Source organism: Streptomyces sp. NPDC093600, from assembly GCF_044764755.1.
GTDB lineage: Bacteria > Actinomycetota > Actinomycetes > Streptomycetales > Streptomycetaceae > Streptomyces.
Genome location: NZ_JBIWIU010000006.1, coordinates 255,789 through 268,365, shown reverse-complemented (window position 1 = coordinate 268,365; position 12,577 = coordinate 255,789). Strand labels below are relative to the sequence as shown.

General features: G+C 69.5%; 14 protein-coding genes and 1 pseudogene. 9 read left to right on the top strand and 6 right to left on the bottom strand.

Annotated elements, in window-relative coordinates; all coding sequences use genetic code 11:
• Positions 1–193 precede the first annotated feature (193 nt).
• Both ACIRB4_RS17820 and ACIRB4_RS17815 read left to right on the top strand, forming a co-directional pair.
• Positions 194–643, top strand: coding sequence for a DUF6325 family protein (locus tag ACIRB4_RS17820; protein WP_403292224.1), 450 nt, complete (start codon positions 194–196; stop codon positions 641–643).
• Positions 644–685: 42 nt separating this feature from the next.
• Positions 686–985 (top strand): SHOCT domain-containing protein, encoded by a 300-nt coding sequence (locus tag ACIRB4_RS17815; RefSeq protein ID WP_403292222.1) that lies wholly within the window; start codon positions 686–688, stop codon positions 983–985.
• A 68-nt stretch (positions 986–1,053) separates the two neighbouring features.
• On the opposite strand, the gene ACIRB4_RS17810 is transcribed toward ACIRB4_RS17815, so the two are convergent.
• The gene (locus ACIRB4_RS17810; protein ID WP_403292221.1) at positions 1,054–2,361 is read right to left on the bottom strand and encodes a cation:proton antiporter; all 1,308 of its coding nucleotides are present in this window, start codon (positions 2,359–2,361) and stop codon (positions 1,054–1,056) included.
• A gap of 170 nt (positions 2,362–2,531) precedes the next feature.
• Entirely contained in the window at positions 2,532–2,969 is a 438-nt protein-coding gene (locus tag ACIRB4_RS17805; protein ID WP_403292220.1) for a hypothetical protein, read from the bottom strand.
• A gap of 823 nt (positions 2,970–3,792) precedes the next feature.
• On the opposite strand from ACIRB4_RS17805, the gene ACIRB4_RS17800 reads away from it, so the two are divergent.
• Positions 3,793–3,954 (top strand): hypothetical protein, encoded by a 162-nt coding sequence (locus ACIRB4_RS17800; RefSeq protein WP_403292219.1) that lies wholly within the window; start codon positions 3,793–3,795, stop codon positions 3,952–3,954.
• 130 nt (positions 3,955–4,084) lie between these two features.
• On the opposite strand, the gene ACIRB4_RS17795 is transcribed toward ACIRB4_RS17800, so the two are convergent.
• The 3 genes from ACIRB4_RS17795 to ACIRB4_RS17785 form a co-directional block, all read right to left on the bottom strand.
• Entirely contained in the window at positions 4,085–5,149 is a 1,065-nt protein-coding gene (locus ACIRB4_RS17795) for a cation:proton antiporter (RefSeq protein ID WP_403292217.1), read from the bottom strand.
• Positions 5,150–5,431: 282 nt separating this feature from the next.
• The gene (locus tag ACIRB4_RS17790) at positions 5,432–5,842 is read right to left on the bottom strand and encodes a four-helix bundle copper-binding protein (RefSeq protein WP_403292216.1); all 411 of its coding nucleotides are present in this window, start codon (positions 5,840–5,842) and stop codon (positions 5,432–5,434) included.
• 270 nt (positions 5,843–6,112) lie between these two features.
• Positions 6,113–6,910, bottom strand: a complete 798-nt coding sequence (locus tag ACIRB4_RS17785; RefSeq protein ID WP_403292214.1) for a glycoside hydrolase family 15 protein — start codon at positions 6,908–6,910, stop codon at positions 6,113–6,115.
• Between ACIRB4_RS17785 and ACIRB4_RS17780 the strand changes: the two genes are divergently transcribed.
• Genes ACIRB4_RS17780 through ACIRB4_RS17770 form a run of 3 tightly spaced genes read left to right on the top strand, consistent with a single transcriptional unit; the run spans position 6,900 to position 8,857 of the window.
• Positions 6,900–8,048: a cation:proton antiporter gene (locus tag ACIRB4_RS17780; protein ID WP_403292213.1), complete on the top strand. Its 1,149-nt coding sequence runs from the start codon at positions 6,900–6,902 to the stop codon at positions 8,046–8,048. The two genes, ACIRB4_RS17785 and ACIRB4_RS17780, sit on opposite strands and share 11 nt — an antisense overlap.
• Positions 8,045–8,284: a hypothetical protein gene (locus tag ACIRB4_RS17775; RefSeq protein ID WP_403292211.1), complete on the top strand. Its 240-nt coding sequence runs from the start codon at positions 8,045–8,047 to the stop codon at positions 8,282–8,284. Before ACIRB4_RS17780 ends, ACIRB4_RS17775 begins: the two co-directional genes overlap by 4 nt.
• Complete coding sequence (locus tag ACIRB4_RS17770) at positions 8,285–8,857, top strand: hypothetical protein (protein ID WP_403292210.1); 573 nt, start codon at positions 8,285–8,287, stop codon at positions 8,855–8,857. It begins immediately after the preceding gene.
• A 12-nt stretch (positions 8,858–8,869) separates the two neighbouring features.
• On the opposite strand, the gene ACIRB4_RS17765 is transcribed toward ACIRB4_RS17770, so the two are convergent.
• Entirely contained in the window at positions 8,870–10,033 is a 1,164-nt protein-coding gene (locus ACIRB4_RS17765; RefSeq protein ID WP_403292208.1) for a PucR family transcriptional regulator, read from the bottom strand.
• A gap of 201 nt (positions 10,034–10,234) precedes the next feature.
• Between ACIRB4_RS17765 and ACIRB4_RS17760 the strand changes: the two genes are divergently transcribed.
• From ACIRB4_RS17760 to nhaA, 3 genes and pseudogenes are all read left to right on the top strand, one after another.
• Complete coding sequence (locus tag ACIRB4_RS17760) at positions 10,235–10,573, top strand: SPFH domain-containing protein (protein WP_403292206.1); 339 nt, start codon at positions 10,235–10,237, stop codon at positions 10,571–10,573.
• A gap of 5 nt (positions 10,574–10,578) precedes the next feature.
• Positions 10,579–10,785 (top strand): annotated as a pseudogene (locus ACIRB4_RS17755) (DUF3040 domain-containing protein); the annotation flags it as partial.
• A gap of 406 nt (positions 10,786–11,191) precedes the next feature.
• Positions 11,192–12,571 carry a Na+/H+ antiporter NhaA gene (nhaA, locus tag ACIRB4_RS17750; RefSeq protein WP_403292204.1) on the top strand — a complete coding sequence of 460 codons (1,380 nt, stop codon included), beginning with the start codon at positions 11,192–11,194 and terminating at the stop codon, positions 12,569–12,571.
• The last annotated feature ends 6 nt before the right edge of the window (positions 12,572–12,577 follow it).

Genomic DNA, 12,577 nt, shown 5'->3' with positions numbered 1-12,577 from the left:
TCATACCGCCTGATCAAGCAGGTCCAGCCGAGATGCGCGCAGGGCCGCCCGCTGGTGCAATGGGACACAGGGGCGCTGTACGAAGGTGCCGCCACCGCACCGTCCACTCTCACTGCCGGGAACGACGGCTCGGGGTGGACGACTCGCCCGAGCTCGACGTCCGGCCCTTGACCCGACTCGATGAGGAGCCGACGTGAGCAGCGAAGCCATTACCGGCGAGACGGGACCGATCGACTACCTCGTCATCGAGTTCCCCCAGGGCCGCATGACCGGTGAGGGGCTGCCTCTTCTGGTCGACCTCGTCGACCGGGGCGTCATCCGCATTCTGGACCTGCTGTTCGTGCGGAAGGAACCGGACGGGTCGGTCGTCGGGGTGGAACTCGCCGAGCTGACCGGCGATGACCGGCTCGACCTCAGCGTCTTCGACGGCGTTTCCTCAGGGCTGCTCGGCCAGGCCGAGATCGACGATGTGAGCGGCGTCCTGGAGGCAGGCAGTTCCGCGGGCATCCTCGTGTACGAGAACGTGTGGGCCGCGCCGCTCGCCGCGGCACTGCGGCGCGGCGGCGGCCGACTCGTCGCGAGCGGCCGCATCCCCGTACAGGAGATCCTGGCCGCGCTCGATGCTGCCGAGACCACGGCCTGAACCCCGCCCAAGTCCCGTTCGTCCCAGCCGAGGAGAACCGTCATGCCAGGCCTGCTCCGCGGAATCGCCCGCACTGCCGTGGTCTCCGGAACCGCCACCGCCGTCTCCAACCGGGTCTCGCGCCGCCAGGCCGGCCGCTGGGCCGCGCAGGAAACACCGACGGCACCGCCGCAACCACCGGCCTACCAGGAGGCTCCCCCTCAAGCCACCCCGGCAGCCAGCCCGGCCGGCGATATGGACAGCAAGATCAGCCAGCTCAAAGACCTCGGCCGGCTCAAAGAGCAGGGTGTCCTGACCGAGGCTGAGTTCGAAGCGCAGAAGGCGCTGATCCTCGGCACGTGAGCACCGTGGCTCGCGTCGGCGACGCGTCGGCCACGGGCTCCGTGTACTGCCATGCCGCCGGGACGATCTCAGCTGTCTCCCGTCTGTGGTGGTGCAAGGTGCCGCGTGTCGGCGAGAGTGTTCTCCCGCAGGCCGGCGGGGTCGGTACGAAGCCTTCTGGCGTACCAGTCGCCGTAGCGCTCTCCCAGGAACGGGGCCGACGCACCGTGCAGGCAGACGCTCAGCGCCACGGTCACCGCGATGACGCCGCTCAACTGGGTCGACCCCGGCATCCCCTCCTCCAGGGCGAGCAGCCCGAACACCAGCGACGCCAGCCCGCGAGGCCCGAACCAGCCCAAGTAGGCGAGAGAGGCCGGGCGCAGCCCGGTGCCGACCAGCGCGAGCGCGACGGGCAACATCCTGACGACGGTCAGGCTGATCAGCGCGTAGGCGACCATACGCCAGGTGAGGTTCGCGAGTACCGGCCCCAGTATCACCGCGCCGAAGACGAGAAAGCTCAGCGAGGCGAGGAGGAGGCCGAGCCGTTCGCTGAACTCTGTACTGCGTGCGGGATCGGGGCTGTCCGCTCGAGGTTGCCGTCCCGACGGTGCCCGGCGCATCCAGTGGCCGAAGACAAGGCCCGCGGCCCACGCGCCGATGAAGCCACTGCCTTCGGCCGCCACACACAGCACGTAGGCGATCGCCGCGACGGCGAGTGTCGTGTACGGCCACCATGTGGGGCTGCTCCAGCCCCACAGTGCCGACCGACGCAGCACGTGTGCCCCGCCCCACCCGACGGCGATGCCCAGCGCAGCGCTGAGCAGCAGGGCACGCAGGAACGTCTCGCCGACGCCTGCGTGCGCATGGCTTCCGCCGGCAGCCGCCAGGGCCAGCAGGAAGAAGGGCAGGGCCAAACCGTCGTTCAGTCCGGACTCCACCGACAGGCCGTGACGGATCAGCGGCGGGACCCGCTTGTTGGAGACCGCCTGCTGCCCGAGCGCGGCATCCGTCGGCGCGAGGACGATGGCGACCAGAGCCAGCTCCCACACGCCCAGACCGGGGAGGAGCGGCCATGCCAGCAGCCATCCCACCACGATCGTGGCGGGCAACCCCACGGCCAGCAGCCGCAGGGCCAGGAAGCCCTCCCGCCGCAGAGCCCCGAGCCGGATCGAAGCGGCGTCCGTGAAAAGCATCAACACCAGCGCGCTCTCGAAAAGCGCCCGAGTGAGCTCCGGATCCCGCTCCCGGTTCAGCAGGTCGAAGCCCAGCGGGCCGATCGCCAGGCCGCATACGACGAACACGAGCGGTCCCGAGACCACCGTGGTCGCGAGCCGCCGCGAGAACACCCCGTACCCGGCGATCGCGCCCGCCGCCACCACCACCGCCCACTGGTTCATCCGCACTCCTCGCCGCGAGCGGCACTCCCCGCGCATCCGGACCGACAGGGATCTGCATCGCGAGATTCACGCCCCGGCGCGACCCTCTGAAGCGAAGAACCGGCTTGGGACACCAGGGCTGACGCTCTGCCCGTTCGCTGCCGGCACGGTCGGCAGACCGATCTGGCCGATCAGTCCACCGGTGAGCGGGGAGCCGTGCACAGCGCCCAGATGACCAGCACGTCGACCGCGATGAGCGCCAGCGCCCACAGCGGGTGGTAGGGCAGCCACATGAAGTTCGCGACCACCAGCAAAGAGGCCAGCGCGACACCGACGATCCGCGCCCAAGTGGAACCCTTCAGCAACGCGACCCCGGCCAGCGAGGTGATGAGGCCCAGGATGAGATGAATCCAGCCCCATACGGTGAGATCGAACTCGAAGACGTAATCACGGGTGTTCACGAAGACGTCGTCATTGGCGATCGCGGCGATGCCCTGGAGGATGGCCATGATCCCGCCGAGGATCATCAGTACCGCGGCGAGCACCATCAGCCCTGTGGCGAACGCCCGCCCGTTCCCCGAGTCACGTACCGACCGGCTCTGAGAGGCCGGACCCCGCTGATCAGTCATGGCGTGCTCCTTCGTTGAACGCCCACCGGACGAGCAGGCACTACCTCCAATGTCCGCGCCCCGGCCACGGGCCGCATCTCAAGCACGCCGGAGGAGAGCTGTGCCGGAAGCCGCCGTGCAGCCTGCCCTGCCTCCCTGGACTGCGAGTAGCCTGATGTCGTCGCAAAGGGGTCCGCGTCCACTGGCCTCGACGAGTAGGGGCATGACGACACGCGACCCGCGCGCGGTTACACCGCCCCGCAGGGGGAGCAGGAGTCCCCGCTGCTGATTTCGACGGAGAACACCGCTGTTGCCTCTCGCGCCAGTTCCTCCCTCGGCCCGTTCTCCGGCCCGGACCGGCACCTCCCCTTTCCCGTGCTGGTTCGGTGCTGCTCGTCGCCCGTTAGTTACAGGCAGAAGAGACGCACGACCTAGCCCCCGCCGAATGCGTTGTCGTACCACTCGATGGTGCTGCCGATGAGGCTGGCGGCGACGATGCGCTTCAGGGAACCGGGGGTGTGGGAGCGGTTGTCGCGGCGGCCATGTGCACCACTTCCGAGCGGGGTGACGGGGACGTGTTCGTGTCGCCATACCGTAGAAACGCCCAGGTCAGCCGCGTATGTGGTGGGACACCATAGTTCCGCGGACGCCGATGCGGGGCGCCACCATGCCGGGCCCGCGACCGGCCGGCAGGGGTGGCTGGAAGGCGCCACCCATAGGGGTGTCAGGTTCAGACGCGGCGGGCGCGGAACGCTCCAGGCCTCGCTTACTGAAGTCGCATACTGGGAAATAACAGTCATGTAGTGGCAAGGTGGGTGCCTTCGGATGTCGGAGGATGATCCTTATGGCCCTGTTCCTGTTCCTGGTCCTCGCCGCAGTGGTCCTGGGCCTCATCGGAGTCGTCGTCGAAGGGCTGTTCTATCTGCTCGTCATCGGTGTGGTCGTCTTCGTCTGCGCCCTCACTTACTTCGCGCTGCGATTCCGACGTGGCGGCCGCCGCCGCTGAGCCACCGTCCGACTTCGGTTCGGCGAAGGCAACGTCGCGGTGGAGGGGGGCTCGTCGGCCGGCGGGGAGGCGAAGTGATCCGTTGAGGCTAGGCGCCGCCGCCCTGTTTCCGTCGCGCGGCCGCCCTGCGCTACATGTAGGGGCCGGGCGAGGATGTCAGGCCATGCGCGAGTGTGCTTCCCGCTACGGCGAGGGCCCCGGCGGCGAGCAGCCGCGGGTCCAGGGTGAGCCTGTGCACCTCCAGGGTGAGGTACAGCAGTGCCGATACGCCGACAGGTCCGAACCAGCCGAGGAAGACCGCGTCCCTCCAGCGCAGGGCGAGGGGCCGCTTCAGGAGCAGCAGCACGGGAAGCCTGCGCAGGAGCAGTACGCCGATCAGGAACAGCAGCCCCTGCCAGCCCATACGCCACCAGTGCTCCCATGGCAGCATGGCGCCGAAAATCACGAACAGCGGCAGCACGGCGAAGCGGTTGACCGCCTCGTCCGTCTCGGCATCCTTCATCCTTTCACCGACGGAGCTGGTCGCGTTGAACGTCAGACCGCTGACGAAGACGGCCAGAACAGCGCCTGCGCCCAGCCACCCGGCGGCCCCCAGCACGAGGAGGGCGAGGAGAAGCGTGAAGACCAGCAGCGGTCCAGGCTCCATGGCTCCGCTCCTCTCTCCGATGCGAGCGGCCTTGCCGGCGACCCACCCCAGGGCCGCCCCGACTCCTACCGCGACACAGACCTGCCACAGGGCCTCACCGAGCGCCTGGCTGCCGGTCAACGGTCCGGCGATCGCCAGAGCCGCGATGACCAGTGGCACCGCCAACCCGTCATTACCGCCCGACTCCAGCGACAGAATCTGTCGAGTTCGCGCGGGAACCGACTGCTCGGCGAGATCACCGGTCACCACGCTCGAGGCCAGGACAGGGTCGGTCGGGCACAGGGCCGCACCGAGCAGTGCCGCGACACCGAGACCCACCCCCAGAGTGACGGCCGCTACCCCAGCCGTACTCAGAGCCATGAACGGCATGGCCACAGCCAGGAGCAAGGCGACCGGTTTCACGTTCGATCGCACGTCGCGGATGGGGTAACGCAGGGCCACCGCCATCACGGAGACGGCCAGCAGCACGCGGCACAGTTCATGGACCCAAGTGGCCTTCCGGCAACACAGGAAGACGCAGTACGTCCAAGACGGCCGGCCCCAGCACAACGCCCGTCAGGAGAGCCACCAAAGGCCCCGACAACGGCAGTCTCCGCATGTAGGCGGAGACCGCGGATAGCAGAAGCGCGAGCGCTCCCACTGTGGTCAGAAGCGGGTCCAGCCGCATCGGTTCACCCCACCGAATCGGTCAGCACGCCCTGTCGGGTGGGGCGGCAGGCGTCATGTCCACTCGCTGCCGGCGCATATCGGGCGGCCGAGCGGTCCGTGGCCGGCGCCTCGCAGGCGATCGGCCGGGGCGAGCTCACCGGTGAGGCGCGGTCCCGGCTTCTGTCAGCCGAGGGAGGTGAGCAGGTCGTTGCAGGCTCGCTCGCAGCGACGGCACGCTTCAGCGCACACGCGGCAGTGGTCGTGCTGGTCCGCGTGGCCCGCGCACTCGTCGGCGCACGCCTTACATGCGGTGGCGCAGGCCTGAAGGATCGCGCGGGTGATATCGGCGTTGTAGCCGGTGTGCCGGGACAGCACGGCGGCGGTGGCGTTGCAGATGTCGGCGCAGTCGGCGTTCGTGCGCATGCACTTTGTCAGCTCGTTCACCATCTCTTCCGACATGCAGGCGTCGGCGCAGGCCGTACATGTCTGAGCACAGGCGACGCATTCCTCGATGCAGCGTGCCAGTTTCTCGCGATCCACGCCGCCAAGGTCGGCGGGGTACGTGTCGAGCATGTCCTTCACGGCAGTGGCCATGGGTTCCTCCAGGATGCGGTGATGTACGGACGTGGCGGTGGCCACGTTGTACGCGTAACACCAAAGAGCGGGCGCGAAACCGGACGCTTCGTCACCGAACGGGAGAGCAGCGGTCTCCGGAGTGGGCGCCGACCCGATTGCCGTGCTCGATGTCATGGAGGGCAGGAAGAGATTTTCCACGCATACGCCACCGACCAGGGCCATACCCAGGTCTGGTCCTGGCCTCCCCTCACCCGGCGGAGTCCTGCGGCGCTCGCTCCCGTTGCCCGGTCAGGAGAAGCACGCTCGAGTGGACAGTTCCGGCCGGACACCGCGCTGGACTCGGCCGAGCACGACCGCGCTCGACACGAGACCGACGTGGCTGAGCGCTTGCGGGAAGTTGCCGAGGAACTCTCCGGTGGCCGGGTCTATCTCCTCCGCGAGCAGACCGAGGGGACTCGCGTATGAGCACAGCGTGTCGAAGAGCTCCGCGGCTTCATCAGTGCGGCCTTGACCCGCCAGGTTGTCCACCATCCAGAAGCTGCACAGGACGAAGGCGCCCTCGGGCTGTGCCAGTCCGTCTGGTGACTGTTCCGGAAGGTATCGGTGGAGCAGGCCCCCGCCGGCGCCGAGCCTCGTCGCCACGGCCCCGCTGGTGGCGACCATGCGTGGGTGGTCCGCCGGGACCACGCGCCGCAGCGGGAGCGCCAGCAGCGAGGCGTCCAGGCCGCCTCCGGGGCCGAGGTGCTCGGTGAGGGCTCCTGCGTCTTCGTCCCATGCTTCGCGCAGGATGTGCTCGGTCAGCCGCTCGGCCTCCGTGGCCCAACTATCCGCGTCACCGGGCATGTCCAGTCGGCGGGCGAGCCGGGCGGCCCGGTCGAGGGCCACTTGGCACATGGCGGCGGAGTAGGTGAAGGGTCTGCCTGCCGTTCGTACTTCCCAGATGCCGCGGTCGGGGGTGTTCCAAGCGCGGCGGGCCTCTTCGGCCAGGACCGTGAGGCGGTTCCAGAGGTTGCCGCCGAGGCGGCCGCCGGTTGCGGCCCACTGGAACGCGCAGTCCAGGATCGCGGCCCGGACCGTGCTGTCCACCTCCTTCCTCTTCCTCGTCGGCGGCGCGCTCGTCAGTGACGGCTTCCTGGGTCTGATCCACATCACCCCGGACAGCGAGATCGTCGCCGTCACCGCCGACTTGGCGCTGTTCGCCGTGCTGTTCACCGACGGCATGCACGTGTCGTTCCCCACGTTGCGCGCCCACTGGAAGAACCCGGCGCGGGCCCTGGGTCTCGGGATGCCGCTGGCCTTCGTGGGCATGGCGCTGGTCACCCACTACCTCGTCGGCCTGGACTGGACGACGTCCTTCCTCGTCGGTGCCGTCCTGGCGCCCACGGACCCGGTGTTCGCCTCCGCCATCGTGAACCGCAAGCAGGTGCCCGCGAAACTGCGGCAACTGCTGAACGTGGAGAGCGGCATCAACGACGGGCTCGCGCTCCCGGTCGTCCTGATCCTCATCGCCGCCGCCGGTCCCACCAGCGGCCACGCCCAGTCGTCTCTCGGGATGATCGGACTGGAGCTGGGGCTCGGGCTCGTCTTCGGTGTGCTGCTTCCCCTGCTCGTCAACGGACTCGTACGCTTCCGCCTGCTGGGTGCCGAGCCGAAGCTGCAACCGCTGCTGCCGCTGGCCACGGGGATCCTCCTGTACGCCCTGTGCCACCTCACGCACGCCAACCCCTACCTCGCGGCGTTCTCCGCGGGCGCGGTGATCGTCGCCGTGTCGCCGGAGGCCAAGGCGGCGTTCGAGCCGCTCGGCGAGGCGCTGGCGGAGTTGGCGAAGTTCGCCGCCCTGCTGGTCTTCGGCGCGTTGCTGACCCCGCAGCTCTTCGGAGATCTCTCCTTCGGCGGGTACGTGGCCGTGTTCGTGGCGATCGTGCTCATTCGGCCCGCATCGCTCCTGCTCTCCCTCATCGGCACGAGGTTCGACCGTCGCGAGAAGCTCGTCGCCGCCTGGTTCGGGCCGAAGGGGTTCGCTTCGGTCGTCTATGGGCTGCTCGTGCTCCAGGCCGGTATTCCGCAGGGCGAGCAGGCGTACACCCTCATCGCCGTCTGCATCGCGTTCTCGATCGTCGCCCACAGCAGCACCGATGTACCGATCGCCCGGCTCTTCGACGTGGACGACCTCGCCGGGATCCCGGACAAGGACGACGACAACAGGGTTGACCGGCGGCGATGAGCGCGATGCTCAGGGTGAAAGGGATCGCGGCGTTCGTTCTGTACGTCGGCTTGCTCGTTCCGCCGGTCACCGCGCTCTCCGGAATCGGAGCCGACGCCGCGGAGCTCGTGCGCATGGTGCTGGTACCCATGTGCGTTGTCGCCGGACACGGACTCATCGTCGGGGCGACGCGCTGCGACCGATCGCACCGCCGTCGGGCGGCCAACTGGTCGACCGTCATGCAGGGAGGCCGGTAGGTGGAGCGTGAGTCGGCGGCCCGCGTGGAAGCGCCTGCGGCGCCGATCGTCTGGCGTGCGGGCCTACCGGGCCGGGTCACCGCCGTGGGCTGGTGTGTCGCGTTCGTCGCGTTCGTCGACCGTCCGGTGGGCGGCGTCCTGGCCGAACCACAGCCCAGTGTGTCGTTCTTCGCCGCGTGGTCCTCGGTGGTCGCCGCGTGGGTGTGCTGCCGTCTGGGCATGTGGCGCATCGTCGCCGACCAAAAGGGGGTGCACGTTCGCAGGTTCTGGGCGGTGCGATGCATGCCGTGGCTGATGATCAGTCACGTCGAGCTTCGCCGCGACGGGTTCCTCGGGTTTGTCGGGCCCGGGACGGAGTCCCTGGCGGGTTCGTTCTTGCCGCCATGGGCAAGCCGCCTGCTGCGTCGTTCCAACCGCGGGAGGAACGCGGCGGACACCTTGACGGTGCTCGCCCGCCACTCCGACCTGCGGCCCCAGGGTCGAGCAGGCCGTCTGACGGGCGTGGCGTTCGTCTGGCGGTCTCTGCCTCTGGCCGTCGTGCTCTTCGCCGCGGCGGAGGTCCTGCATCGGTGATCTGGGAAGAGGTCAGTCGGCGGGCTGGAGCGGAGTGGACGGCCAGCCCAGGAGGCGGGCGCCGAGGGCGGCGGTCTGCAGCACATAGCGCTGTTCGGGGTCGGTGGGGTCGTGGCCGGTGAGCTCGCGGATGCGACGGAGCCGGTAGCTGACGGCTCGTACGCTCAGCCCGAGCAGCCGGGCCGTGGTGGTGTTGAGGCAGCCGCTGGCGAAGTAGGCGCTCAGGGTGTCGAGGAGAGTCTGCGGCCCACCGCGGGCGCCTGCCAGCCCGCCGAGCACCGTGGCGACCAGGTCGGTGATGGCCGCGCGGTCCCTTCCCAGTACCTGGAAGACCAGAACGTCCGAGGCGGACACCACCTGGGCGCTCAGTCCGAGTGTGGCGGCGAGGTCGAGGGCGCTGAGTGCCTCCTGGTAGGAGCGGACGATGCCGCTGGGGCCGAGCCGGGGCCTGCTGATGGCGATGCGGTGCTTGTCGCCGACCGCATCGCGCACCTTCGCGGCGAGGAAGGGCGAGACCTCCGCGGTCGCGCCGGGGGCCACGCACACCAGCAGTCCGTCCTTGGTGGTGATCAGCACGTCATGGGCGCTGAACCGGGCGGTCAGCGCCTCCTCGATGTAACGGGTGGCGGCGTCACCCGCTCCGAAGCCGTCCGGGGCTCGCGCGACGGTGACGACGTGGGGGCCGAGCAGGCGGAGTCCGAAGCGTTCCGCTCTCTCCGCGAGCCGGCCCAGGTCGGTGCGGCCTTCGAGGAGGTCGTCGACGAACTCGCGCCGCGCCGCTTCCTCCCCACGGATGGCCGCTCGGTGAGCGGTCTCGTACCCCTCCGTCAAGGCCACCGTCATGTCCCCGACCGCCCACACGAGAGCGGAGACCACCTGTTCCAGGGCTTCACGGTCCTGTGCCTGGTCGGTGCCGGGCAGGTCTCCCCAGTTCCGGCTGACGGAGTCCAGACAGTCGCCGACAAGGGTCCGCAGCGCGGTGCCGTCGGCCGCCGCCGCGGCCGCCAGTTCCTTGAAGGGCTCGAGATCCGCCTCCGTCAGCCGGCCCTTGGTGAGGGATACCTCGGCGAGTCGCTGCTCGCAGCCCTCCCGCACACCGGCCGACGGCAGGACGCGATCCGCTGCCGCGGCTCCCGCAGCGCCATGCGGTGCGTCAGCTCGCTCGTCTGCTGCCATGGTCCCATTTTGCCGAACCACGGCAACGAACTCTGTGGCGAAACGGCCGTCCCTTGTCGTCCTCGGCAGGCGTCCGCCGGAAAGCTGCGGGTAGCGCGAGAGTACGACGCTCGTGCGGCGAGGTCCGCGCCCCGGACGTGAAGGGGGTCCTGCCCCGTGCCCCTTAACCGCTCCCCGGCGTCGATACGGAGGCCGGCGCGCGTGACGGTACGCGTCAACGCCGTGACGTACTGCAACGTCGTCGATCCCAACCGCTCTGTCCCGGCGATCGAGGACCACCTCAAGGGCAGCTCGCAGATAGCCCGGACCACGCTGCGCAGCATCCTCGGCCAGGTCGACCTGGACGAGCTGCTGATCAACCGAGACGAGATGAACCAGCGGCTCCAGCGGATCATCGACGACGTCACCGACCCGTGGGGCGTCAACGTCAGCCTCGTCGAGGTGAAGGACGTCGAGCTGCCGGAGGCCATGCGCCGCGCCATGGCCCGCCAGGCGCCGGGCACAGCGCTCCTCGGCCCGTTCAGGGATGAGACGAGGTGACCGATATGAACCCCTCGATGGACGACCGGCACATCCTCGCGGAGATGGAGCGTCGACTCGCACGGGACGACCCCGACCTGGTGTCTCTCATGGACGCTCTCAACCAGCAATTCCCCGAAAAGGAAGGTGACCACCGGAGCGGCGACAAGGGGGCATCGAGCGACTGGCGTCGGAAGGCCGCCTTCGTGTGCGCCGTACTCGCGGTGGTCGGGATGATCCTCACCGCCCTCTTCAGCCGGCAGACGACACCCGACGACAACAAGGGTCCATCGGAAGGCGTCACTCCGGCACACTCGCTCCACCTCCGGCGTCGCGTCATGCCGACACCCTCGCGGAGGCCGCGGCGCACGCACCCCCACAGTGCGGAGGGCACTACGGCTCGACGCCGCCGACAGGCGGACACACCGACCCTCGCGCCCTACGCGTCCTGGCAGCCCGCCGAACAGCCGTCCAACGATCACCCGAACTCAGCCGCACGCGTACGGCGCCTGGCGCACCCCACGACCACGACCCTGATCGGCGAACCGCCCACCACGCGCGACGCCCGCGCGCCTCCCCGCCTCCGGCGACCTCCCGGCCCGAGGCTCTGTCGACGCCGACCAGCGAGAGACCAGCCATATGCCCCGCAGCAACCGAAAGGCCCGCACCTTCCTCGGGCGGCTCCCCTTGCCCGAGCGCACCTTCGTGGCGGACGCCCTGCGCACGGAGACCGTCGGCGGCACCATCCTGCTCGCAGCCGCGTTCGTCGCGCTGGTGTGGGCCAACACTCCCCTGAGCGACGCGTACGAGTCGATACGGGACTTCCACTTCGGTGTCGAGGCCCTCGGCCTGAACCTCTCCGTGGCCCACTGGACGGCGGACGGACTGCTGACCATCTTCTTCTTCGTCGCCGGCGCCGAGCTCAAGCGCGAGCTGGTCATCGGCGAACTGCGGCATCGGGATACCGCGCTCCTGCCCGTGGTCGCGGCGGCGAGCGGCATGCTCGTGCCGGCACTGGTCTACGGGCTCGTCGCCACCTCCCTGGGAGGTACGTGGAACGGCTGGGCCGTACCGATGGCCACGGACATCGCCTTCGCGCTCGGCGTGCTCGCGGTGATCAGCACGCACCTGCCCTCCGCCCTGCGCGCCTTCCTGCTCACCCTCGCCGTCGTCGACGACCTCGGCGCCATCGTCGTCATCGCCGTCTTCTACACCTCGACGATCCACCTTCCCGCCCTCATCGGCGCCGTGCTCGGCCTCGGGCTGTTCTTCCATCTGCACGACCGCAGGCAAGTGCACGGCTGGTACTGGTACCTCCCCCTGGCCCTCGTCATCTGGGGTCTGACACACGCCAGCGGCGTCCATGCCACGGTGGCCGGCGTCGCCATGGGGTTGCTGCTCCGGGTGACGAAGGACGGTGAGAGAGGCAGACGTCCGGCCGAACGGATCGCCCACCTGGTCCGTCCCCTGTCCGCAGGGGTGGCTGTCCCGCTCTTCGCACTCTTCGCGGCCGGCGTGACCCTCTCCGGTGACACGATCGGCGACGTCGTCGAGCGCCCTGAACCCCTGGGCGTGGCACTCGGCTTGGCCGTCGGCAAGGTCCTGGGCATCGCCGGCGGCTCCTACCTCGCCGTGCGCTTCACCCGGGCCAGACTCAGCGAGGACCTGGCATGGGCCGACGTCGTCGCCGTGGCCATGCTGGCGGGCATCGGCTTCACCGTCTCCCTGCTGATCGGTGGACTGGCCTACCCCGACCCGGCCGAACTCGAGCACATCAAGGCCGGCGTCCTCCTCGGCTCCCTGGCCTCCGCCGTCGTCGCCTGTCTGCTGCTGCGGCTACGGAACAACACATACCGGCGCCTGTACGAGACGGAGACCGCCGACCGGAACGAGGACGGCATCCCGGACATCTACCAGCAGGACGACGCCGACGAGCGCCGGCACCGGACACGCCCGAACCCCACGGACACCGACCACCCTCCCGCGGGCGACGACCGGGACCACCGACCGCACTCCTGAAGGCGC